The sequence below is a fragment of the Sphingobacterium sp. UBA1498 genome (assembly GCF_002325125.1).
In the GTDB taxonomy this organism is placed as follows: Bacteria; Bacteroidota; Bacteroidia; order Sphingobacteriales; family Sphingobacteriaceae; genus Sphingobacterium.
In genome coordinates this window covers 54,347-77,202 of sequence record NZ_DCRG01000021.1, presented here as the reverse complement: position 1 = coordinate 77,202, position 22,856 = coordinate 54,347, and the positions used below count along the sequence as shown (strand labels likewise).

The 22,856-nt window shown below is 40.3% G+C and carries 19 protein-coding genes; 12 read left to right on the top strand and 7 right to left on the bottom strand.

Annotated features, from left to right (window positions below):
- The first annotated feature begins 90 nt into the window (after nt 1-90).
- Complete coding sequence (locus tag B3139_RS11575) at nt 91-1,386, top strand: chloride channel protein (protein ID WP_293883178.1); 1,296 nt, start codon at nt 91-93, stop codon at nt 1,384-1,386.
- 81 nt (nt 1,387-1,467) lie between these two features.
- On the opposite strand, the gene B3139_RS11570 is transcribed toward B3139_RS11575, so the two are convergent.
- Together B3139_RS11570 and B3139_RS11565 are read right to left on the bottom strand one after the other, a co-directional pair.
- Nucleotides 1,468-2,889, bottom strand: coding sequence for an RtcB family protein (locus B3139_RS11570; RefSeq protein ID WP_293883176.1), 1,422 nt, complete (start codon nt 2,887-2,889; stop codon nt 1,468-1,470).
- A 103-nt stretch (nt 2,890-2,992) separates the two neighbouring features.
- Nucleotides 2,993-3,121, bottom strand: coding sequence for a hypothetical protein (locus tag B3139_RS11565; RefSeq protein ID WP_293883173.1), 129 nt, complete (start codon nt 3,119-3,121; stop codon nt 2,993-2,995).
- A gap of 465 nt (nt 3,122-3,586) precedes the next feature.
- Between B3139_RS11565 and B3139_RS11560 the strand changes: the two genes are divergently transcribed.
- A complete protein-coding gene (locus tag B3139_RS11560; RefSeq protein WP_293883170.1) occupies nt 3,587-4,174 on the top strand; it encodes a hypothetical protein in 588 nt (195 codons plus the stop codon).
- Nucleotides 4,175-4,227: 53 nt separating this feature from the next.
- Here B3139_RS11560 and B3139_RS11555 read toward each other — a convergent pair whose 3' ends face one another.
- Nucleotides 4,228-5,469 (bottom strand): amidohydrolase, encoded by a 1,242-nt coding sequence (locus B3139_RS11555; protein ID WP_293883167.1) that lies wholly within the window; start codon nt 5,467-5,469, stop codon nt 4,228-4,230.
- 424 nt (nt 5,470-5,893) lie between these two features.
- On the opposite strand from B3139_RS11555, the gene B3139_RS11550 reads away from it, so the two are divergent.
- The 3 genes from B3139_RS11550 to B3139_RS11540 are packed head-to-tail and all read left to right on the top strand — an operon-like array spanning nt 5,894 to nt 8,057.
- On the top strand, nt 5,894-6,526 hold the full coding sequence (locus tag B3139_RS11550; protein WP_293883165.1) for a DUF45 domain-containing protein: 633 nt from the start codon (nt 5,894-5,896) through the stop codon (nt 6,524-6,526).
- Nucleotides 6,523-6,876, top strand: a complete 354-nt coding sequence (locus B3139_RS11545) for a hypothetical protein (RefSeq protein WP_293883162.1) — start codon at nt 6,523-6,525, stop codon at nt 6,874-6,876. The genes B3139_RS11550 and B3139_RS11545 overlap by 4 nt, the downstream gene beginning before the upstream one ends.
- A 5-nt stretch (nt 6,877-6,881) precedes the next feature.
- The gene (locus B3139_RS11540; protein ID WP_293883159.1) at nt 6,882-8,057 is read left to right on the top strand and encodes an oxygenase MpaB family protein; all 1,176 of its coding nucleotides are present in this window, start codon (nt 6,882-6,884) and stop codon (nt 8,055-8,057) included.
- Here the strand turns inward: B3139_RS11540 and recR are convergent.
- Nucleotides 8,054-8,668, bottom strand: coding sequence for a recombination mediator RecR (recR, locus tag B3139_RS11535; RefSeq protein WP_209579303.1), 615 nt, complete (start codon nt 8,666-8,668; stop codon nt 8,054-8,056). The two genes, B3139_RS11540 and recR, sit on opposite strands and share 4 nt — an antisense overlap.
- 114 nt (nt 8,669-8,782) lie before the next feature.
- Between recR and B3139_RS11530 the strand changes: the two genes are divergently transcribed.
- The 7 genes from B3139_RS11530 to B3139_RS11500 all read left to right on the top strand — a co-directional run bounded on the left by B3139_RS11530 (nt 8,783) and on the right by B3139_RS11500 (nt 17,530).
- Nucleotides 8,783-9,487 (top strand): TIGR00730 family Rossman fold protein, encoded by a 705-nt coding sequence (locus B3139_RS11530; protein WP_209579315.1) that lies wholly within the window; start codon nt 8,783-8,785, stop codon nt 9,485-9,487.
- A 212-nt stretch (nt 9,488-9,699) separates the two neighbouring features.
- The gene (locus B3139_RS11525) at nt 9,700-10,257 is read left to right on the top strand and encodes an RNA polymerase sigma-70 factor (RefSeq protein WP_293883154.1); all 558 of its coding nucleotides are present in this window, start codon (nt 9,700-9,702) and stop codon (nt 10,255-10,257) included.
- Nucleotides 10,258-10,324: 67 nt separating this feature from the next.
- Entirely contained in the window at nt 10,325-11,464 is a 1,140-nt protein-coding gene (locus tag B3139_RS11520) for a FecR family protein (RefSeq protein ID WP_293883151.1), read from the top strand.
- A gap of 35 nt (nt 11,465-11,499) precedes the next feature.
- The gene (locus tag B3139_RS11515; protein ID WP_293883148.1) at nt 11,500-13,767 is read left to right on the top strand and encodes a SusC/RagA family TonB-linked outer membrane protein; all 2,268 of its coding nucleotides are present in this window, start codon (nt 11,500-11,502) and stop codon (nt 13,765-13,767) included.
- Nucleotides 13,749-14,771 (top strand): TonB-dependent receptor domain-containing protein, encoded by a 1,023-nt coding sequence (locus B3139_RS11510; RefSeq protein ID WP_293883146.1) that lies wholly within the window; start codon nt 13,749-13,751, stop codon nt 14,769-14,771. The genes B3139_RS11515 and B3139_RS11510 overlap by 19 nt, the downstream gene beginning before the upstream one ends.
- 18 nt (nt 14,772-14,789) lie before the next feature.
- Complete coding sequence (locus B3139_RS11505) at nt 14,790-16,340, top strand: RagB/SusD family nutrient uptake outer membrane protein (protein WP_293883144.1); 1,551 nt, start codon at nt 14,790-14,792, stop codon at nt 16,338-16,340.
- 68 nt (nt 16,341-16,408) lie between these two features.
- Nucleotides 16,409-17,530 carry an acyltransferase family protein gene (locus B3139_RS11500; protein ID WP_293883142.1) on the top strand — a complete coding sequence of 374 codons (1,122 nt, stop codon included), beginning with the start codon at nt 16,409-16,411 and terminating at the stop codon, nt 17,528-17,530.
- Nucleotides 17,531-18,224: 694 nt separating this feature from the next.
- Here the strand turns inward: B3139_RS11500 and B3139_RS11495 are convergent.
- The 3 genes from B3139_RS11495 to B3139_RS11485 form a co-directional block, all read right to left on the bottom strand.
- Nucleotides 18,225-19,685 (bottom strand): exonuclease domain-containing protein, encoded by a 1,461-nt coding sequence (locus tag B3139_RS11495; protein WP_293883139.1) that lies wholly within the window; start codon nt 19,683-19,685, stop codon nt 18,225-18,227.
- Nucleotides 19,686-19,832: 147 nt separating this feature from the next.
- A complete protein-coding gene (gene hutG / locus B3139_RS11490) occupies nt 19,833-20,837 on the bottom strand; it encodes a formimidoylglutamase (protein WP_293883136.1) in 1,005 nt (334 codons plus the stop codon).
- Nucleotides 20,834-22,852, bottom strand: a complete 2,019-nt coding sequence (locus B3139_RS11485) for a urocanate hydratase (protein ID WP_293883133.1) — start codon at nt 22,850-22,852, stop codon at nt 20,834-20,836. Before B3139_RS11485 ends, hutG begins: the two co-directional genes overlap by 4 nt.
- Nucleotides 22,853-22,856: the final 4 nt, after the last annotated feature.

Below are 22,856 nucleotides of genomic sequence, written 5' to 3'. Positions count from 1 at the left end.
TATATCGTAACAAAACATATGTCATTCAGTATTGCCGTTTATTTTAAATTAAATATCCCTTACCTTTGTGTCGATTAAAAAAAGAACATCATGCAAATCAATACGGCATATAGAAAAAAAGTTGTTCGATATAGCTATTTAAAATTAATTGGAAGTTCAGCTGTCGTCAGCATTCTTTGTTGCCTAGTGGCGTTCAGCCTCAAGCACAGCACGGGCTATGTACAGGAAGAGTTGTTTGAAAGCGTATCCTCTTGGGATCCTAGACTGCTTATTATTTTACCTAGTATAGGTATAACAGCTATTTACTTCTTACGAAAGCATGCTTTTAAAAGCAGAAAAAACAAAGGGATAAAAGAAATCTATACCACCTTAGAAACAAGAAAAGACCATTTGCCTTTTTTTAAAATTCCATCTCACTACATCAACGGTTTTCTAACCGTCATTTTCGGCGGATCAACGGGCGTTGAGGTTTCTACCGTTGTTGCTACAGCGACAGTAGGGAACCATGCATATAAACGATTACATGCCGCTTGGGCCTATAAAACCGAACTGATTTGCGCCGGTGTAATCGCCGGAGTGACGCTCTTGTTTGGAAGCGCCCTAGGTGGCTTTCTATTTGCTTTTGAAGTCATTGCACGGAAATATAATAAGACTTTGCTCATTAGCGGAATCACTTCTATGGCGGTGGCATATGTATTTGTTTATTATGTTGACGCCAGTCCATTATTTATAGTTGAGGCAAAGGCATGGCGGTGGCAGACAGTCCCCTTTGTCGTCCTTTTAGGATTGATTGGCGGGATTTTAGCTTTATATTTTACGAAGATTGTTATTTATGCAAAATCCTATTTTGCAGGTATAAAAAGTAACTTTATACGAGTCAATTTAGGAGCTATCACTATAGGAATATTTATCTTTTTCCTACCAGCACTTTATGGCGATAGTTATCACGGACTTGGTGAGATTCTAAAAGGCAGTCTTCATGACTCCGTAAATTTGAGCTACTTTCTTCCATTGATTCTGCTCGTTCTTCTAAAACCACTAGTGGCATCTTTGACCCTCGGCGCGGGTGGCGATGGTGGTGTTTTTGCGCCAAGCATTGTAACAGGAGCTTTATTAGGCGTTTTGTTTGCGCAGCTTTGCAATCGTTACCTCGGAACACAGCTGATCGTCATTAATTTTGCTCTTTTTGGTGCCGCGGCAATGCTTTCTGCAGCCATACACGCACCTTTTACGGCTATTTTTATTATTGCAAGCCTCGTTCCTTCAGGATATCTATTATTAGCGCCCCTACTTATCAGTAGTTTTATAGCAAAGGTATTAGCAAAAAAACTATATCCATATAACGTATACACCTACAAAGAGGTTGCGACGGCCAAACCGATCTAATCGCTCGTATTGATTGACATAATTGAACAAACTAGTAGTCAAAAAGCGCCTCAAACGTATTGTTAAGGCGCTTTTTGACAATTAGTCTTCTCGGCTTCCATCGTCTGCCATGCGTACAATCTTTGGAGAAAACTTTGCTACGACATCAACGAGATCCTTTTGCGAAGCCATCACGGCATGAATGTCTTTATAGGCCATTGGCGCTTCATCCATGCCTGCCCCAAGCAGCATAATACCTTTATCAGTAAGCATCTCTTTAAGGTTATGAGGAGATAATGTTTTGATTGCTTGTGTACGGCTCATCAATCGTCCTGCTCCATGAGAGGCCGACTGAATAGCCTTCACCTCCCCTTTTCCACGCACCAAAAAACCCGGTGTGGCCATTGATCCGGGGATAATGCCCATCACTCCTTTCGCCGCGGGTGTCGCACCTTTTCGATGGACTATAACCTCTTGGTCGTTCCAGGTTTCCTTCCATGCAAAATTGTGATGATTTTCCACCTGCGCTAACAACTCTGCCCCTAAAGCCAACTTAATTTTTTTATGAATCACCTCATGGCAAGCTGACGCATAATCACCGGCGAGATTCATGGCCAGCCAATACTCTTGCCCTTCATGGGTGTCCAGATCTAAATAAGCCAAATTTTCAGCTTGGTAAGGCAACTTACACAAAGATTTGGCTAATTTTGTGTAATGTCCAGCGATGGTAGCGCCCATTCCCCTTGAACCTGAATGTGTTAATAAGCCCAAATAAGTCCCACGTTCAATATTTAAAACCTCATCTTTATCCTCAAATTCGACGACACCAAATTCCACAAAGTGATTTCCACCACCTGAAGATCCCAATTGTGTCCAGGCTTTATCCTTCAAGGACGAAAGCAAGCTATTCTCCGTAAACAATTTATTATCTAACACCCCATGATCTACACGTTCGTGTCTCAGATATCCATTACCGGCTCCAAACTTGCTGTTACGTAGAATAACATCTTTGAGCATCATTACATTTTCTTCCAAAAATGAGGCTGGTAAATCGAAGATGGACAAAGCCATACGACATCCAATATCTACACCAACCCCATAAGGGATTACCGCATTACTGGTCGCCAATACGCCTCCGATTGGTAGTCCGTAGCCTTGATGCGCGTCCGGCATTAATGCACCGGCAACTGCAACAGGCAATTTCATGGCAACATTCATTTGTGCTTTCGCCCCGGTTTCGATTTCAGAAGCGCCATAGATCGCATAATCTACCGGTGTTTCATTCAACACTATTAATGACTTATCAACCGCGTCTTGTCCGAGTATAGCACTGGACAAAATACCAAACACAGCGTCTTCGGAATAACTCGTCGGGTCTTCCAAGACAGATCTAAACTTTTCCAACATTTCTTCGCGTGTATAACCGTGTCTTTTACTGTTGATTTTCAACGCAACACCCAACGTATGATTTTCTTTAAATCCTAATGCAATTAAATCATTGCCATTTATTCTTTTATTTTCCATTTTCTGACTTTCTAATATAGTAAACTTTACAACTCCTCTAAAGCAGGCAACAACACCTCTTTACGTTGTTACCTGCACCTCTTCACATGTAGTATCTTTTATTTCACACATATTGTTTAAGTTGATCGACAATCTGTCCGTTTCCAACAAGCGAAATCGTATTGATCTTTTCAACGATCTTTTTAATATATTCCATTTCCTTTAATTTGAACTCCATACTGTTTTCTTCCATCAGCCTAACGGTATTTAGTAAAATGATGTCCACAAATAGCAATGCGCTATGCTGTATCGTTATGCTATTCTATCCGAAGATGGAAGTGGGATTCGAATTCTACTGCTATCCTTTCCATCAAAGAATGTTTGTCATTGCTGACATTACAAATATCGCTGGGGCACCACGCGGCCAATTTGCGTAGTAATAAAAAGGAATTAAAAAGTCCTTTATATCAAAATAATAAACTGATATACAGCTATAAAAAATAAAAAAAATGTAAGAAAGCAAACAGAATCTATCAATTACGCAGATGTATTGCGCATATAACATAAATAATAATCCAATAGTGAATGAGGAAAATTGTAGAAACCATATCGAATAGCATATTTTTTTAGCCAATACGATTTTCGATGTCGCTGTAATCAATGATGGTAATATGCTTTTAATAGCTTAATTTTATACCAACTAAGATGATATCAACAAATGAAGAGTTCATATGCAGCAATTGTTCTATCTTGTATTTTAGCAAGTTGTACAAATGGAGTTCAAGAGGATAAAAGCAATTCTATAGCAGCTGCAATACAGCAAACTACACCTCAAAATAAGGAGATGGCAGAAATACGGGATTCAACTTTAAAGGATAGCCATCCAGCAGAATCTTGGCTGGAAGGCATTTTTCAGTGCGAAGGCTTCTCAACTGGAAAATATTGCTACTACTTAGACAAAGAAGATGCATTATGTACCCCGCGATTTCGTGCATTTTTACAAGACGCCAATGAAATTTACGGGCCATCAAACCTTTCCGATGAGGAACTACCCATGGCCGAGGCAGCTTACAAAGCCAAATGGAGAAAAATCTATCCACTGTATACCCATGAGACATGGCTATTTGGACGCGGGAATGATGATGCGTTGGATATTCAGGATGTTAAAATTGAAAAAGTATCAGACAGTAAATTTATCGTATTTGTCGATTACGGCCATGATGTAAGAACCAAAAATGAGGTTCAACTGGTACACAACGGAGAATCCTATAAAATAGATTACTGCAAAACCACTTTCCTACATTAAACGAATACATCAAAATAAAAAACGCCAATTTTATAAACCATAACTTGGGATTTCTATGCTATGATTGATGAGCTATTTCCCTGATAAACAAATCCATTTACGGTCGAGATGCGGGACACCGCCTCTGCAGAACAACTTGCATCAACAAAAATAAGGCTAGCATCGTCTCCCACTTTTGGCCACACGATTTTCCCATGGTCATCAAGTGGAATGCTACCATTAGTCGCGTAACGGAGGCTGCGGGATAGCTCAAATTCGGTTTCATAACCGTATAATTGTGCAACCAAATTGGCCTTTTGAAGCATATTACCGCTACCAAAAGTACTCCAGTGATCTTGAACGTTGTCATTCCCTATAAAAACTTCCACTCCTGCCTTTTCCAGTTCCGGAAGTGGCATTAACATGTTGCGGAAAGGCACCGAACTACAAATACCAACTTTCGCTGCCGCGAGGCGTTCGGCCGTATATGCTAATTCCCTTTTTGCCATGTAGCCCAAAGCGAAAGCATGGCTGATAAAGGTACGACCTTGCAACGCTGGATTTTCGAAAGCTTTATCAATTAAATAATGAATCGTTTTAACGCCAGATTGTCCGCCTTCATGCAAGTGGATATCGATACCTTTGTTATTGTCCAATGCAAGTTGAATGGTCAAGTCCACCGGCTTCTCAATACTACCGTCAATACTAAAGGGGTTTAGACCACCGATAAAGTTCACCTGCTCCCATTTGGCCACCTCCTCCATCAGCTCCGCAGATTTTGTATAAAATAGCCCATGCTGCGGGAATGCGACCAATTCGGCAGAAAATGAATCCTTTAAATGTTCAAGAGCCTGTAACAAGTGCTCCAGTGACGCTGTGCCAGACGTCGGATCAATATTAAAATGCGTGCGCGCAAAATTGGTTCCGTAGCCCTGCAAGAGTGAAATTAGCTTTTCGGCCCGTTCAGCCGAGGTTTTCAATAGCTCCGGGATGATCATCTGCTCTTTGGCAATCATATCTTTTACAGTCCTATTTTTTGGAAATACTGCCTTCCAAGGAAGGCCAAATAAGGTTTTGTCCAAATGAATGTGCATATCACGAAATGGTGGTAATGCCAATTTACCTTTGATGTCAAAGCCTTTTACATCCGTTGTAGATTGCGCAGGCTCAACACTTTTTATTTTATTTCCCTCAATTTGTATATCAAATAATGCTGTTTTTGTAGCAACAACTTCCGCGTTTTCATAAAGAAAGCCTGTTTCTAACAATACATTCTTTAACAGATATGAATCTTGATTTTGCGTAATTCCATTCATGCCGATATCATTTTTAACAAAACTAAGTGATTTGAGGTAATTTTCTTTGTAAGAATTATCATGGCTTTTGTAGATATCATACGGTATTGATAGCTGATAAGAATGCTAAAAAGTTATTACCAATTCTGGAGCAACTTCCAACTGTATGTACCGTGAGTACACCATGAGTCCACGTTAAGTCCACCTTTATACATGTACTTTCACAATGCGTCCGCCTTGGGAACATCGTACTTACAGTTAGAAGTGGGTTACTAGGAAAGCATCATTTGGTCGAACGAAAGCCGCATTGATGCGGCTCATTATATAAAAGAAATTATTACCATTATAACTGTAGTATACTATAAAAAACGTTACTTTAACGCAACTTATGGGGTATCGTGCACTCTTAACGTCGAACTCACCATTTGTAATTTAAAATCGAACAATGCAAATCGAAATCGCTAATACATTTTACGAAATAATTCCTTGTAATAAAGATTATATTCAAGTTTTAGGCAGCCTATCTCCTTATCGTGTATATGCTCCGGCTCATTGGGATATGGCTTCAGTTAAAGAATATCTTAAGTTGAATCCGCCAACAATCGAAGACGATCTTCAATCGTATGCATATCTGGACAATCCTTATATCCTATTTGGAAAACCTTATTTAGTTAAAATTTATTCTAACTCAACCTCAACAAAAGTTAATCTAACAGCAACTAGCATAGCTGTTTATCAAAACAAGAGCACAAATACATTGAAATTACTCTCCAAGTGGAGCAAAGAACTACTTTATAATGAAGTTATAAAGCAGATGTCCTACTGGGAAGAACAGCTGGACATCTACAATATCTCCAGCGTTGCCGTCAAAAAGTTACCAAAAAGCGAATTTACGATTGTTGACAGTGGAATTTATTTTTCAAATCGACTCATCGATTTAGAAAAAGAACATATAAATCGAATTGTACTCAAGGCATTCTGTAAATTTGCTCAGAAATCCCGTATGGAAACAGAGGCTATTTTCGACCTATTTATTCCAAATTGGAAAGAGCTTTGTAAAGATTCGATAATACAATGACAGCGATAAACATAAAAATTTCAATAGAAAAAGATCACCTCAGCATCCCTTTCAATATCCAGGATCTTCTCCAGTCCATGGACGCAAACATGAAAGATATCAACGACTATGTTGTTGACTGCTTAGAGAATAAAGATGGTGCACCACATTTAAGCGATTTTAGTATTAGCAGGCTGTCTTTTTATACTGATCATACCAGCGGTAGTTTCAGAATGCACTTTAAAATTGACCGTCAGTTCTGCTGCAGCGATCTTTTATCCTGTCAAATGGATTATATCGACTTTAAATTCAATATTTCCAACGATACCATCGCGATTCATGGATCCTATGTAGATTGGACAATTCAATAGAACCTATGCGTATACCCGAACGTTTTCAAATTAATACGAGCTCATTCTCTTTCTATTGGTCAAAGGGCCCTGGTGTTGATCTGCTTCGCAAACTGCCCAAGAAACCCGTGATAACCGATGCTGGTCGATTTGCGCCTTTACTGTATCAATACGACATGTCTTGCGACCAGCTTGTAGAACAACTACACCTAAAAATTGGTTTTTATCAAGGACAACAGTTACTCAAAGATGCGCTTGCTGGTAGATCTATTGAACCTGCCTACGAGCAGGTATTGATAGACTTTCTCCATACCGTGGATTTTGCCCCATCTTGGTTGGATTGGGATAAAATTGCGCAAGGAATTGAACTCAGTCAACGATCGGGCTTATCTGGATTAATTGTATTACGTGATTATGTGCTCATGGGTGGCTATGAATCCAGCGCGATAAACAAACCTTTGATCTTCACGGGAGCGCTAAAAAAAGGCGCCGTAAAGCGACTTACTGAAACCGTTACCTTTTGGGTTGATATTACAGGTAATAATGCCCTAAGAAAGGGACATATTGGTATTGAAGCCATTTTACTCACCCGATGTATCCATTCGTATGCGCGGTTAAACATTTTAAAGCAGGGTCAGTGGGAAACTGAAAAATGGGGTATTCCATTAAATACCTGGGATATGCTTGCCACAAACTTAGGATTTTCCCTTGTTTATCTAACAGGGCTTAAACGAATGAAATTCAATATATTAAGAAGCGAAATTGAAGGTCTATTCCACGTATGGAAATTTGTAGGAAACTTATTAGGCATCCCCCTTCATCTTCTCCCTGACACGGAAGAGGAAGCAATTGAAGCTTTATATTATTGGACAATGACACAGCAGTCTGGAGACCAAGATAGCCTTGCTTTGGCAAAGGCACTTATGGAAGAACCCGTTAAAGCTGCTTACCCTATAAATAAATGGGGACGAAAGCTCATGCGCGAAATTCACCTCTATTACAATCAGTATCTATTGGGCGACTATTCCTGCGCGCTATTAGGTTTAGAAAAAACATTAGTTGGTCGTATTGCCTACATAAATATGTTAAAGAATAAGACGTCGAATTATAGGATAGACAATTCTTTATGGCGAAAAAAGCAAATTGATAAAGGCAGAAAAATACACGAAGGGGTTAAAGAAATCTATCTAAAGTACAATTAACCGACACTGCGCTCGTAAGGAACGCGTGTGGCAATGGAGCGACCCAAAGTCAACTCATCAACATATTCCAATTCTCCGCCAAATGCGATCCCGCGCGCGATGGTTGTAATTTTGACATCAAACTCCCGCAATTTACGATATAAATAAAAAATGGTTGTATCTCCCTCCATCGTTGCTGACAGCGCTAAAATAACTTCTTCCACCTCACCTCTCTGGATTCGATTGATTAATCCTTCAATTTTTAGATCAGCAGGACCGATGCCGTCCATCGGTGAAATTAATCCGCCCAATACGTGATATACACCCTGATAGGAGTTCGTATTCTCAATTGCCATTACGTCACGCGTGTCTTCAACGACACAGATCAAACTTTTATCGCGTTTGAATGAAGCACATATTTCACAAATTGTATGATCTGAAATATTAAAACATTCCTGACAATACTGAATGTCCTCTTTCAAACGGTCAATAGCAGCGGTAAAACGAGCTACATCCGCATCCGATTGCTTCAGTAGATGCAAAACTAACCTCAATGATGTCTTTTGTCCTACGCCCGGCAGTTTTCCAAATTCAGCAACGGCGTTCTCGAGAAGCTTAGAAGAAAAATTCATAATGCAAATGTAAGAATAATCAGAAAAAGTAGCTACTATTAAAAAAATACCTATATTGTATTCCTTTTTGGAAAATTGAATTTAGAAATTAAATGTATAACGTTATATATGGACATTACAAAAGAAGATAAAATTATCCGTGCATTTGAAAACAAAACATGGCAGGAAATTAAAGTAAAAGACTCTTGGCAGATTTTTAAAGTGATGTCAGAGTTCGTGGATGGATTTGAGAAACTAGCAAAAATTGGCCCCTGTGTTTCAATATTTGGATCTGCGCGTACCCCGCGTGAACACAAATATTATCAAATGGCGGTAGAAATTGCAAGTTTATTGACAGCACGTGGTTACGGTATTATTTCGGGCGGTGGACCAGGTATCATGGAAGCAGCCAATAAAGGTGCTTATGAGTCAGGGGGTAAATCTGTTGGATTGAATATTGAACTACCCTTCGAACAATTCCACAACAAATATATTGACCGAGATAAGCTACTAGAATTTAAGTACTTCTTCGTGAGAAAAGTGATGTTTATGAAGTATTCTCAGGGCTATATTGTTATGCCGGGAGGCTTCGGAACAATGGACGAACTTTTTGAAGCAATCACATTGATCCAAACGGGCAAAATTGCACGTTTTCCAATCGTATTGGTCGGCTCTGATTATTGGAAAGGATTAATGGACTGGGTTCAAAATACTATGATTTCCAATAAATATATCAGTGAGGAGGATTTAAAGCTGTATCGAATTGTAGATACTGCGGAGGAGGCTGCGGACCATATTTTCCGATTCTACGACAAGTACCTATTGAAGCCAAACTTCTAAGAAGTAGTTGCTTTCGCAAAAAAAAGAGTATCTGAGATTAACAGATGCTCTTTTTTTGTGTGTATCGCTGCAGATAAGGCTTTAGGAAATCATGAAATTCGTTCGTAAACAGCTATATTTATTTATTAAAGTTGTATTATTCACCATTTAGTCATTACATTTACTCTGCTATTTGCGTAGCATAACCGTAGAAAAACATAGTATTGTCGTGCATGAAAGATTTTGGAGCCCATTCAGACGAGGAGCTGATCGTATTGATTCAACAGGACGATTCCATAGCTTTCGAAGCCCTGTATGATCGCTATTGGAAAAAGCTCTATTATCAGGCTGCCCGCAAAACAAATTCGCTGGAAGATGCACAGGAAATTGTACAGAATATATTTGCTTCACTGTGGCTACGCCGTCATCAACTCCAAATTGAAAGCAATCTAGCTTCCTACCTCACTGTGGCAGTTAAATACAAGATATTTAAATATCTAGCTCAGCAATACAAGAAAGAAGCATTTAGAAAGGATACAGCGTGGATAGATTTTGACAATTCTACGCAAGATTGGCTCCAATTCGAAGAATTACGCGTCCGGTTGGAACAGCTTATTTCCGAACTGCCTGAAAAATGCCAACTTATTTTTAAATTATCCCGCGAAGATGGGCTCACCTACAAGCAGATTGCTGAACGCATGAACATCTCGGTGAAGACTGTCGAAACCCAATTAAGCCGTGCATTAAAAAAAATCCGCGCTGGTATTCAGCGTTTTCTGATCACCTTATAATTTTTTTTCTTTTCTTGTCAGGGTATCACTCCAATTTAGGGACTATATAAACAAATACACTCTAAACATGGCTGACAACAATCAATTCCGGATAAAAAAATTAGCTTACAAATGGCTGAAAGGCACATCTACACCAGAAGAGGAGACAGAGCTCCAAGAATGGTATAATGCAAATGATGATGAGCCGCTCAATATTCCCGAAGAAATTGCAACAGACGAGCAACAGCTTAAAGAGCTACTCCTATCCCAGATACAGCAGCAAATCCAAAGATCCAAAATTAAACGTATTCCACAATGGGCAAAATTGGGTGGAATAGCTGCAGCGCTTGCGCTGTTATTTGTATTGCCACTCTACCTTGTCAAAAGGGCAACTGGAGATAACGTGCCGATTACCGCAAAGATGCAGCAGCAGGTTCATCCTGGTATGAAGGGAGCCGTATTAACGTTGGCGGATGGAACCAAAATCGACCTCTCTGCCAAACAGCAACAGCTTCTCCACCAAGATGAGCGGGTGAAAATAGTTACGACGGCCTCGGGTACAGTACACTATCAGTTTACAGCAAACAAGACCGTCAATGCTAGCCACACCAATAGTATTGAGACTCCGATTGGCAACGAATATGCAATCATTTTGACCGATGGCACAAAGGTGTGGTTGAACGCTGGCTCGACATTAACCTTCCCAGAATCTTTTGCTTCGAATAAACGTGAGGTAAAATTGTCTGGCGAAGGATATTTCGAGGTAAGCCACGATAGCAAACGGCCATTCTATGTAAAGTCCAATGAGCAGACAATTCGTGTGTTCGGAACCCACTTTAATGTACGTTCCTATCCAAATGAAAACAACAAGACAACACTTATTACGGGTTCAGTACAAGTTTCGCAATTCGGCAGATCAAAAATGCTGAAACCCGGGCAGGCAGCATTTAGCACAGGGAGTAATCTGATTGTGGAAGAAGCCAATATTGAAGAAGCGATGGCCTGGAGAAATGGCTTTTTCTATTTCGAATCGACGCCAATCAAAGATGCATTAGCTGCCATAAAACGATGGTATAATGTGGATATAGTCTACATAGGAACAAACGACAAGCGTGAATTGACCGGAAAAATAAAACGCAATTCCACAGCAAAAGAATTGGTTGAAACGCTCAATTTTCTTGATATCAAATGCCAATTGCACAACAATAAAATTGAAGTGGAGCTCTAAATTTATCTATATAAAATCTAATTAACCAACTAATTATGAATAAACGTATACCCATTCAGAGGGCTGGCAAAAGAGCAAAGCTATTTGCCGCTTTACTTGCTATCCAGTGCATTTCTCATGCAAATAACCTGGCGCTAACAAATGTGAACCAGTCTAAAATTAAGTTACAGCACGAAGAATACACGTTGGCAAAGTTTGCAAAAGAAATTGAACGTCAGAGTTCTTATGTATTCCTTTATGATAACTCACAGATCAATAAAAATCAAAAGATCAGAATAAACCATAAAGATGGTTCTATCGTTGAAATTTTGGATGACAACCTAAAAGAACTCTCGTATTCATACAAAATTGTCAACAACACCATTGTTTTAAAAAGGAAAATCGATGAAAGGCCCTTAAGAAACACGATCAATGTACAACAGCTTGTAAAAGGGCGCGTTTCCGATAGCGATGGTAAAGCATTAACAGGGGTCACAATCCGCAATACAACAACGGGTAAACAAACGGAAACAGACAGTAAAGGTGAATTCTCGATTGAAGCAACCTCTACACATCAACTGAGCTTTAGTTCGATAGGTTATGAGACTATCAGTAGTACGGTAGGTTCCAATAGTTACCTCAATATACAGATGAAAACTGCCAACAACCAACTGGAGCAGATCGTTGTGGTCGGTTTTGGAACACAGAAAAAAAAGGACATCACGGGAGCCATTGCAACCATGAGCACAAAGGATATTGAAGATCGCCCTGTGACCCAATTGGCGAGTGCCATGGAAGGTAAAATGGCGGGGGTAGAAATTGTAAAATCCTCCGGACAACCGCAAGCTGGCTTCTCCATTCGTGTTCGTGGAACCTCTACAATTACTGCAGGTAGCAACCCATTATACATTGTAGATGGTGTCCCTACAGAAAATATATCGGAGCTCAATCCATCAGATATTCAAAGCATTTCGGTCTTAAAAGACGCTGCTTCTGCCGCTGTCTACGGATCGTCAGGAGCCAATGGCGTGGTGCTGATTACGACCAAAAGAGGAACAAACGGTAAGACACAGGTAAATTTCGAAACCTATCAAGGATTTTCAGCCATCAGAAAAAAGCCTAGCGTTCTAAATGCGGTACAATATAGAGAATTAATGACTGAGATGGGAGAAGCCTTGGATTGGTCGAAATATACCGCTGATACGAACTGGCCAGATCAGCTATTCCGCACCGGTCACAGCCAAAAATACCAGGCTTCAGTACGCGGTGGAGATGAAAAGACAGGGTTTTACATCTCTGGATCTTATCAAAAAGATAATGGTACAGTCATCACAAATACAGTAAACAAGGTCAATTTCAAGGTTAATTTGGATCATCAGATCAATAAAATCTTTAAAGTTGGAACAAGCTTATCTTACAACCGTTGGTACGACGTGGACATTACCGAGAACTCCCGAAATGGAGTCATCATGAATGCTTACCTGGGCTCTCCAGTAATCGGCATATATGGCGATAAAGGTGCTTTCACAGTGGATCCATTCTATACAGATCTTGACAACCCCGTTGCATTGGCAACAGGCAACGAGCACAGCTATATCAACAACAGATTTACAGGAAATGCCTTTGTGGAAGCCAATATCCTACCGGGACTAAAATTCAAATCGCTGTTTGGGTATGAGAAATTTAACAACCAGTACCGCACTTTTGTGGATCCGTTCCGCACGACAGAGGGTAGAAAATATAAAGGAATGGCGACGCTCCAGCAGCAGGACAATCAGTATTGGATGTCCGAAAATACATTAAACTATGACAGAACTTTTAGTGACAAGCACCACTTCACAGGTTTACTAGGTTATATTACCACTAAAACACAAACAACAAACTCAAATATCGCTACCCAGAATTTTGCTAATCCAGCAATTCATACCGTCAATGGAGGTTCAATGATTACGGCGATGCCAACAGCGATAGATGCTGCTGTATCCACTATTTCCGGCATTGCAAAAATCGGTTATGATTATAACGACAAGTACTTATTTACAGCCAATCTGAGAGCTGACGCGTCATCTGTATTCGGGCCTAATAACCGTTGGGGTTACTTCCCTTCTTTCTCTGCCGGCTGGCGTTTATCCAATGAAGATTTCTTTAGTTCGCTGAAAAAAACGGTAAACGATTTGAAAATCCGCGCTAGTTGGGGTAAGGTTGGAAATAGCCAAATCCCGGCCTTTTCCTATCTTGGTTTAGTTGACGTCACGGGATCGTACAATATCGGCGATCAGTTGTACCGGGGTATACACCTGCTACCTTGGACAACCCCAATCTAAAATGGGAAACAACAAACCAGACCGACATTGGTGTGGATGCCAGTTTCTTTAATTCTAGATTGATATTTGGTGCAGATTATTATGCAAAAAGGACTGTAGGCCTACTTCTCAACTCAAGAGTTCCGTATAGTTCCGGTTATAGAACTGCGCTGAAAAACCTCGGCGACCTACAGAATAAAGGTTTCGAATTCGAATTGAGTAGCCGAAATTTCGTTCACGATTTCAAATGGAATACAACAGTCACCTTTGGGCTCAATCGCAATAAAGTACTGAATATTGATGGCGGAACCTACTATGACGGAAATATTGATGGCCGTGGCAATAGTACGATTGCAAAAGAAGGGGTTGCATTGGGATCATTCTGGGGTTACGTCGCGAAAGGCGTCAATCCAGAGACCGGAGATATGATCTATCAGATGGCCGACCCTGAAGCAGGTCTTCAAACGAGTGATATGGCTATCATTGGTAATGCTACACCAAAATTCTCTTATGGCATGACAAATGATTTTAGTTATAAAAACTTCAGCTTTTCTTTTTTCTTACAAGGTGTACAGGGAAATGATATCCTTAATGCGACACGTATTTATACAGAGGGTATGTGGGAACCGAGAAACCAAAGTACTGCCGTATTAAACAGATGGACAGTCAATAACAAAAATAGTACTATGCCGCGTCCGGATCTAAATAATACAGATGACAACTACAATTCACAGATTTCTTCCCGTTTTGTAGAGAAAGGTTCCTACCTCAGGGTAAAATCGATGACCTTGGCCTATACCCTACCTAAACAAGTGCTTGAAAGATGGAAGCTCAATAAGGTCCGTCTTTATGTGACAGGCGAGAATCTGTTAACATTCACAAAATACTCAGGTCTAGATCCTGAGGTAAGCATGTATGGGGGAACTAACCAGGAAACCGTGAGCTCCAATATGGCGCCGGGCATCGATTTTGGTACTTCGCCGCAGGCACGCACCTTTATTGTTGGTTTAAACCTAACTTTTTAACCTTTTAGCTTACAAACAATGAAATCAAATAGATATACGTCATTAGCCATCGCCTTATTGGCTTCTCTTGCTCTAAATTCCTGCAAAAAGTTTTTAGATCTTCAGCCTACCTCCACGGTAACGAGTGAAAATGCCTATCTCACCGGAGACAATATTGAGAAAGCATTAAACGGGGCCTATAATTCTTTTATAGGCAATGGTACCCGCCCAGGAAGCAATGCCAATTATTATCAATGGGAGATGATTTTACAGACCGATATCCGTTCGGACAATGCGCATGCGGCCGGCGGTGGTGAGATAGACTTTTCACAAATTGACTATAATACGATTACCAATACCAATGAAATGGTACGCAGGGATTGGGAAGAACTGTATGGAGCAATCTCAAAATGCAATATCGTTATCGACAATGTTGGTAAAGTCACAGATCCTACTTTTTCGGATGAAAGACGCAAACAAATTCTTGGAGAAGCTTCATTTTTAAGAGCCTTCCATTATTATCAATTGGTCAAACTTTACGGTGGTGTCCCCTTGGAAAAACACTCCAACAGTACAGATTCGGAAGTATTACGCATCAAGCGATCAACTGTAGAGGAGGTTTATGATTTTATAGATTCGGATCTACAGGTGGCAGCAAACAATCTTCCCGATGGATTTGGGCAAGCCTCTATTGACAAAGTTAGAGCTACAAAAGGTGCTGCAAATGCCTTGCTGACCAAGATATGGGCACAACGCCCTGATCGGGATTACAATAAGGTATTGCAATATGCCAATGCAGTGATTACTGGAAAAGGTGGCTATCAGCTCCTTCAAAATTATGCGGATCTTTTTGACGGTAAACATAACTATAACAGTGAATCTATCATAGAGATTCCCTATATCGCCGGCAGTCCCAATCTAAGCTGTTGGGGTGGCGCATTCTTTTTCCCGGATCTTGATGAAAATGGCCAAATCAACGAAAACGAATGGCGCCGGTATGGCACACCTTCGAAAGATCTTGTCGAAGCTTATGACAACGCTGGCGACACTGAACGAAAGAATGCCAACATCTGGTTTTTCTCTGTTCCTTGGGCAGATGAGTTCTGGAACCCTTGTGGAGATGCCGATACAGAAATCCCATTTAATGTAAAGCAAAAACATGCCAACAGCTTCCAAAGTGGCGATCATTTTTACCTTTTGCGGCTTGCGGACATCATTCTGCTTAAAGCAGAGGCTCAAAACGCCTTGGGAAATGCTTCTGGTGCGATAAACACTATAAACATCATACGTCATCGCGCAGGGCTGTCCGATTTATCAGGTGTCAGCTCCACTGCACTAAAGGCCATCATTCTCAACGAGCGCCGATTGGAACTTGCTTTCGAAGGTCAACGTTGGGATGATTTAAATCGTTATGGTGTAACGGTAGATGTAATGAATAAACTAAATGAAATAAAATTTACATGCGATAACGGCAAACAGAGCAACCCTACGTTGATTAAGTATAATTTTAACCAAAATAGCCTGCTCCTTCCAATACCATTATTGGAACTGCAGGCAAACCCGAGCCTGACTCAAAATCCAGGCTATTAATTAGACCAAGCATAGGCTGTTCAAAGGATTAATTCCTGGAACAGCCTTTTTTACGAATATACTTTATTATGACTCGTTTTAAATCACTGGATATTTTCCGTGGGTTTACACTCGCGGCTATGATTCTCGTCAATAATCCTGGCAACTATCATCATGTATTTCCTCAACTTGAACACTCCATCTGGCATGGATGTACGTTTACAGATCTTATATTTCCATTTTTCTTATTTGCTGTTGGAAACTCGATGGCATTTTCTTTAAAAAATATCGATCAACAGGCTCCATCAGCCTATTGGCAAAAAGTTGCGAAAAGAACAGGCATCCTTTTTATGCTGGGCATCTTTTTAAATGTTTTTCCTTTTGTTGAATGGAATAGCCTTCACCAGCTGGAATGGATTCCATTTGCCAAGTACAGGTATTTCGGCGTACTGCAACGTATCGCTATCTGTTATTTCAGTTGCGCCATGTTAGTATATTATTTTAAAGATAAAGGCGCAATTATCATCGGTACGGCATTTCTCTTGTTCTATTGGTTGATTTGCTACTATAGTAATCCATCGGATCCTTATAGTTTGGACGGTTGGTTCGGAACTGCAATAGATATTCGAATCTTCGGTGCATCCCATCTCTATCACGGCGAGGGCACAGCATTTGATCCAGAGGATATCTGGAGCGTTTTACCGGCCATCAGTCAAACAATATTCGGGTATATTACCGGAAAGTACATTATTCAAAAACTGACAGGAAAAAGGGAGCTGATCAACCTATTTATCGTAGGTCTGTCCTTTATCCTGATTGGCTATCTATGGTCATTTGTTTTTCCTATTAATAAGAAGATCTGGACCAGCAGCTACGCCGTATTCAGCACTGGAATTGCACTCTCTTTTCTCGCTATATTAATCTATCTTATCGAATTTCAAAACATCAAAGGGATAATTTACACTGTCCTTGACGATTTCGGTAAGAATACACTATTTATCTATTGTCTTAGCGGCTTAATCCCCACGATTTTTTCTTTTATTCTCATCGGGGATACACATCAAAATCTTTGGAACTTAAGCTACCATTTCCTGTTTGATAGCTGGCAAAACCAACTATTATCCTCCGCCCTATTTGCGCTGCTATTTGTCGCTTTGAATTGGTTGATCGCATATTGCCTACGGAAGAAAAAGATCTATATCAAAATCTAGGTTAAGGTGCCATTGGCTTAAAATAGGCAATCTGAATAATAGGAATAAAAAAAAGGGCCAAGGCCCTTTTTATATATAAAGATATGGATAAGATATACCGCAGCTACTTTAAGAAAACGCCCCATCTTTGTTTTACTATTTCGCCGTTTACAGTATACGAATACTAAAGTAGCTTAAACTAACTATATAGAGAAAAAACTTAGGGGGACAAAACGGGGACAAATGTTATTTAACTGACATACATGCGATTAAAACCTTTTTTTATTAAATAAAAAGTTGTTTGACGCAAAAAACAACACCTTGTCCCTTGGCTCATTTTTAATTCAATTTTTAGACAGTAATCAGTCAATGATTATACAGTGGATACTGAGTCATCACTGAACGAGCACTGAACAAGCACTGAACAAGTAGTGTCGAAAGGTCAAATTTCGTAGCTCTTATCCTCCTGCATGTTTTAAATGAATGCTAGTTCCAAAAGGAGTAAAAAAAGAAAAACCTGAGGTTGGGAACCTCAGGTTTTAACTAACCAATTATTAACCTAAATTATGAAAAGTCTTTACTAATATATAACAAACACATTTCAATTATCGGACCATTATAATCTACAATTTTTTATTTCACATTTCTTTAACAAATAACTGAGATTAAGATGACCAAAATGTAAGAAAATGACTACGATACCAAGTATAGACAATTAGCTAAAGTTGAAAAGACTATTTGGCTCTAACTTTTCATAATGTAAATCCGGTTCGGCAGCAGTATTTGGTAAAAAAGTCGATTCTGTTAAAAAATGTATTTTAGCAGGATGCCTTGCTGCTGCCATTTTGACTAATTCCAGCATGTAGTGATTACTCGGATATCTCTTAACATGTGCTTTTAAATCTTCAAAACCATAATTTTGATAGTATTGATCAATATAGCCCATGCCATAGAAAGTACCATTTTCAATAACAATACAGCTTTTCTCTTCACAATGACGTCCCTTATCGATCAGTACATACGATGGACGTTGCACCAACCACTCCTCAATACAGCGTTCAATTCTGGTATTGTGTAAGTCGCGATCGGGCAACACATCCTTCTTAATGGACTTTGTTGACAAACTGGCTTGCCCAAACTGACAGAATTGCGGATTAATAGCATCTTGTTGGATAAATGTTTGGAGTAACTGAATTGCATCGTATTCACGCTGGAAGACTTGAATACATGTCTGTCCCCTATTTGTCTTACCAATGGCAAGATGAAGGTATCCGTTTTGATCTTCATAGGAAAACAATCCGAACTTAGGTTCGTACCGTTTCAGTGCCCTATTGTATTTTGGCCAAAACCGTTTAATCTCCGCGCATTCCAAAAGTAGCGCCATAAGCTCCGTCCCACAGCATTCGTAACTGATATGATGAATTTCCTTTAAAAAATTTTGCCTTTGGGCTTGAATGTTATTTCCAGTAAAATGGGATAATACCCGTTTTTTGATATTTACAGCCTTTCCCACATAAATTACTTTTCCATCTTTGTCGTGAAAATAGTAGACTCCAGCCTCATTCGGCAATTGTTCATACGCTAACGGATTTAAGTGTGGCGGAAAACGTTGATCTATCGCCTTGTGTTTAATCATATCCTGAAAGATCTGTTCAGTATCCAGAACTTTCAAATAAGCAAAAAGAATAGCAGTTGCATCGGCGTCGCCACCTGCACGATGCCTATTTTCTATCGGTATATCTAAATAATCGCATAGACGTCCCAAACTATAGGATAATAACCCCGGCTTTATTTTTCGCGCATAGCGTACTGTACATAATTTTATTGCTGACCATTCAAATCCCGATTCCTGCAACTGAAAACGGATGAATGAGTAATCAAAATTGACATTATGCGCAACAAAAATACGGTCTTTAAGCATTGCATAAATGCGCTCGGCAACTTCCTCAAATGTTGGAGCATCCTTTACCATGTCATTATCGATGCCAGTAAGCGCAAAAATGGAGTTAGGAATTTCCTTTCCTGGATTTACTAATGTTTCCCAGCGCTCTAGAACTTGGTTACCATCATGAATAACAATAGCAACCTCCGTGATCCGACTCGATTTTGCGTGGCCACCTGTAGTCTCTATATCCACGATGGCATACTCTTGTTTTTTGCTTTGATTTACATCCATAACACACAGCAAATATACTAAAAATATTAGTTAATAAAAGCAATATCTTTAAACTTTTGCAAAACAGGATGAAACCGGATATATCCTTATGACCCTCTCATTCAATAGACTAAAGTGAGGCTCAGCGTGTAACTTACTTTACGACGGTTATTGAATTTTTGCTGCTAATTTATTGACCAGCCTAAATAGTAGATCAGCCGCTAATTTGGCTGTCCTCGAATCGATATCAAAATACGGATTTAATTCAGCCAAATCGACAGATCTCAGATTAGGTAGATCCAAAAGAAAATCGTAGATCATAAAAAACTGCTGATCTGGGACTATACCGTTAAATGCCAACGCACTGACTCCCGGGGCATAGGCCGAAGCAAAGGCATCAAGATCTATGGTTAAATACACATAATCCACCAATTTAGAAAAACCAATTATTTTTTCCCGAATCTGATCAAGCTGTTCATTGATCAAACTATCACGTTCTATAATCTTTACATTCTTCTCGCGAGCATAGTTAAGTAATCCCTTGGTATTGCTTATTTCCTGAATTCCGATTGCTAAGTAATGAAAGGGCAAGCCAGCTGCCGATTGATCCTGTTCAATTTGATAGAATCCCGTTCCAGAATTCCCTTGGCCATCCTGCAAGGCACGAATATCTAAATGCGCATCCAAATTAATGATACCTAAACATTTATTATCGTTTTTTAGATATTGACTAACCCCTAGATAATGGCCGTAGGTAATTTCATGGCCTCCCCCTAATATGACGGGGAACCCTTCTTGTTCCAGAATAATTTTCAAAGCTGTTCCCAAGTATGCTTGACATAATTCTAAATCATTGTCTTTTAATAGGATGTCGCCGCAATCTTTAAGTTTAAGTTTATCTGGAAAATGAACAGGAAGATTGGCCAATACATTCCGGAGTGCGGCAGGCCCTTCTTTGGCTCCTAGTCGTCCCTGATTTCGGGCAACTCCTTCATCACTACAGCATCCAAGAAAAGCGATGGCTTGCCGCAAATCGGACGGTTCACGAAGGTCAACACAATTCATTAATTGATGCCAGCGCATCCATTCGCGACTCTGACCATCCACACGTCCTTTCCAAACAGCTTGGTCGCCTTTGCTATATATTTCGGGATCATTCAACAAGCGCTTCATTCGTTCACATCAAATAATTGTTCAATAATTTGGTCATCAACAAGATGCGCACGGGTGACTAGTAATTTAGGATTTTCTTCCATCGCACGGACTAGCGCCTGGTTTGCCTCCTTATTTCTAGCCCAGGCACGTCTAGCAATTCCATTATTCACGTCAAAAAATAACATTTTTTCCAATTTAACAACTGCTTCGTCTGAACCATCTAAGAGTAGGCCAAAGCCGCCGTTGATTACTTCTCCCCACCCGACGCCACCGCCATTGTGGATAGAAACCCAAGTCGCCCCGCGAAAGCTATCTCCAATGACGTTATGAATAGCCATATCCGCCGTGTATTGACTTCCATCATAAATATTGCTAGTTTCCCGATAAGGTGAGTCTGTTCCGCTAACGTCGTGGTGGTCTCTACCCAAAACAATCGGCCCTTCAAATAAACCAGTTTTTACTGCTTCGTTAAAGGCCTTTGCAATTGAAATACGTCCAATGGAATCGGCATATAAGATGCGCGCCTGAGAACCTACGACGAGTCTATTTTTCTCAGCTTCTTTAATCCATTGTATATTATCTTGCAGCTGCTGCTGAATTTCTAAGGGGGCTTCTGATCGAAGATCCTCTAAAACGGTCATGGCTATTTCGTCAGATTTTTTCAGGTCCGAAGCCCTTCCAGAGGTGCAAACCCAACGGAATGGTCCAAAACCATAATCAAAGCACATGGGACCAAGAATATCCTGTACATACGACGGATAGCGGAATTGGTCCTTTTTATCATTCCAGACTGCTGCGCCGGCACGGCTACTTTCCAAAAGAAATGCATTTCCGTAGTCGAAGAAATACGTTCCCTTGGACACATGCTTATTGATCGCATCAACATGTCGTACCAAGCTTTCTCGCACACATTGCTTAAATTTGTCCGGGTCACTCGCCAATAAAACATTTGCTTCATCAAAGGATAATCCCATGGGATAATATCCTCCGGACCACGGATTATGCAATGATGTCTGATCAGACCCTACCGTAATGTGGATATTTTCACGATCGAAAGCCTCCCATACTTCGACTATGTTACCGATATAAGCAAAGGATACTATTTCCTTTTGTTCCACTGCCCGCTTTACCTGTCTAACAAGCTCCTTTATGCTCACTATCAATCGGTCAACCCATCCCTGCTCATGTCGTTTTCTTGCTGCGTCGGGGTTTATTTCAGCGCATACCGTTATGCATCCCGCAATATTACCCGCTTTAGGCTGTGCTCCACTCATTCCCCCCAGGCCGGAAGTCAAAAACACCTTGCCTTGTATTGTATCATCTACCGCCAAATGTTTCCGGAATGCATTCATAACCGTAATAGTCGTTCCATGCACAATACCCTGCGGACCGATATACATGTATGAGCCGGCTGTCATCTGTCCATATTGCGTAACGCCCAACGCGTTGAAACGCTCCCAGTCATCCGGTTTCGAATAATTTGGAATCATCATGCCATTTGTCACCACAACACGAGGAGCATCTTTTGAAGATGGAAAAAGTCCCATCGGATGACCACTGTAAAGATGTAATGTTTGTTCATCGGTCATTTGCGATAAATATTGCATAGTAAGCCGATATTGAGCCCAATTTTGAAATACGGCTCCATTCCCACCATAAGTAATCAATTCGTGCGGATGCTGTGCGACAGCAGGATCGAGGTTGTTCTGAATCATCAACATAATTGCCGCCGCCTGCTTACTTAACGCCGGATAATCAGCTATTGGTCGAGCATGCATTGTGTATTGTGGTCTAAAACGGTACATATAAATTCGCCCATAGTCGCGAAGCTCCTGTAAAAATTCAGGCGCTAAAATGCCATGCCAGGGATTAGGAAAATAGCGTAATGCATTCCGTATAGCTAGCCTCTCTTCTGACTTCGTAAGAATATTCTTTCGTCGGGGAGCGTGGCTGATGGTATGATCGCGCTCTACTGTTGGAGGTAATGTGGTAGGAATACCTTCTGCAACCTCTCGCTTAAATGTATCTTTCATGGTG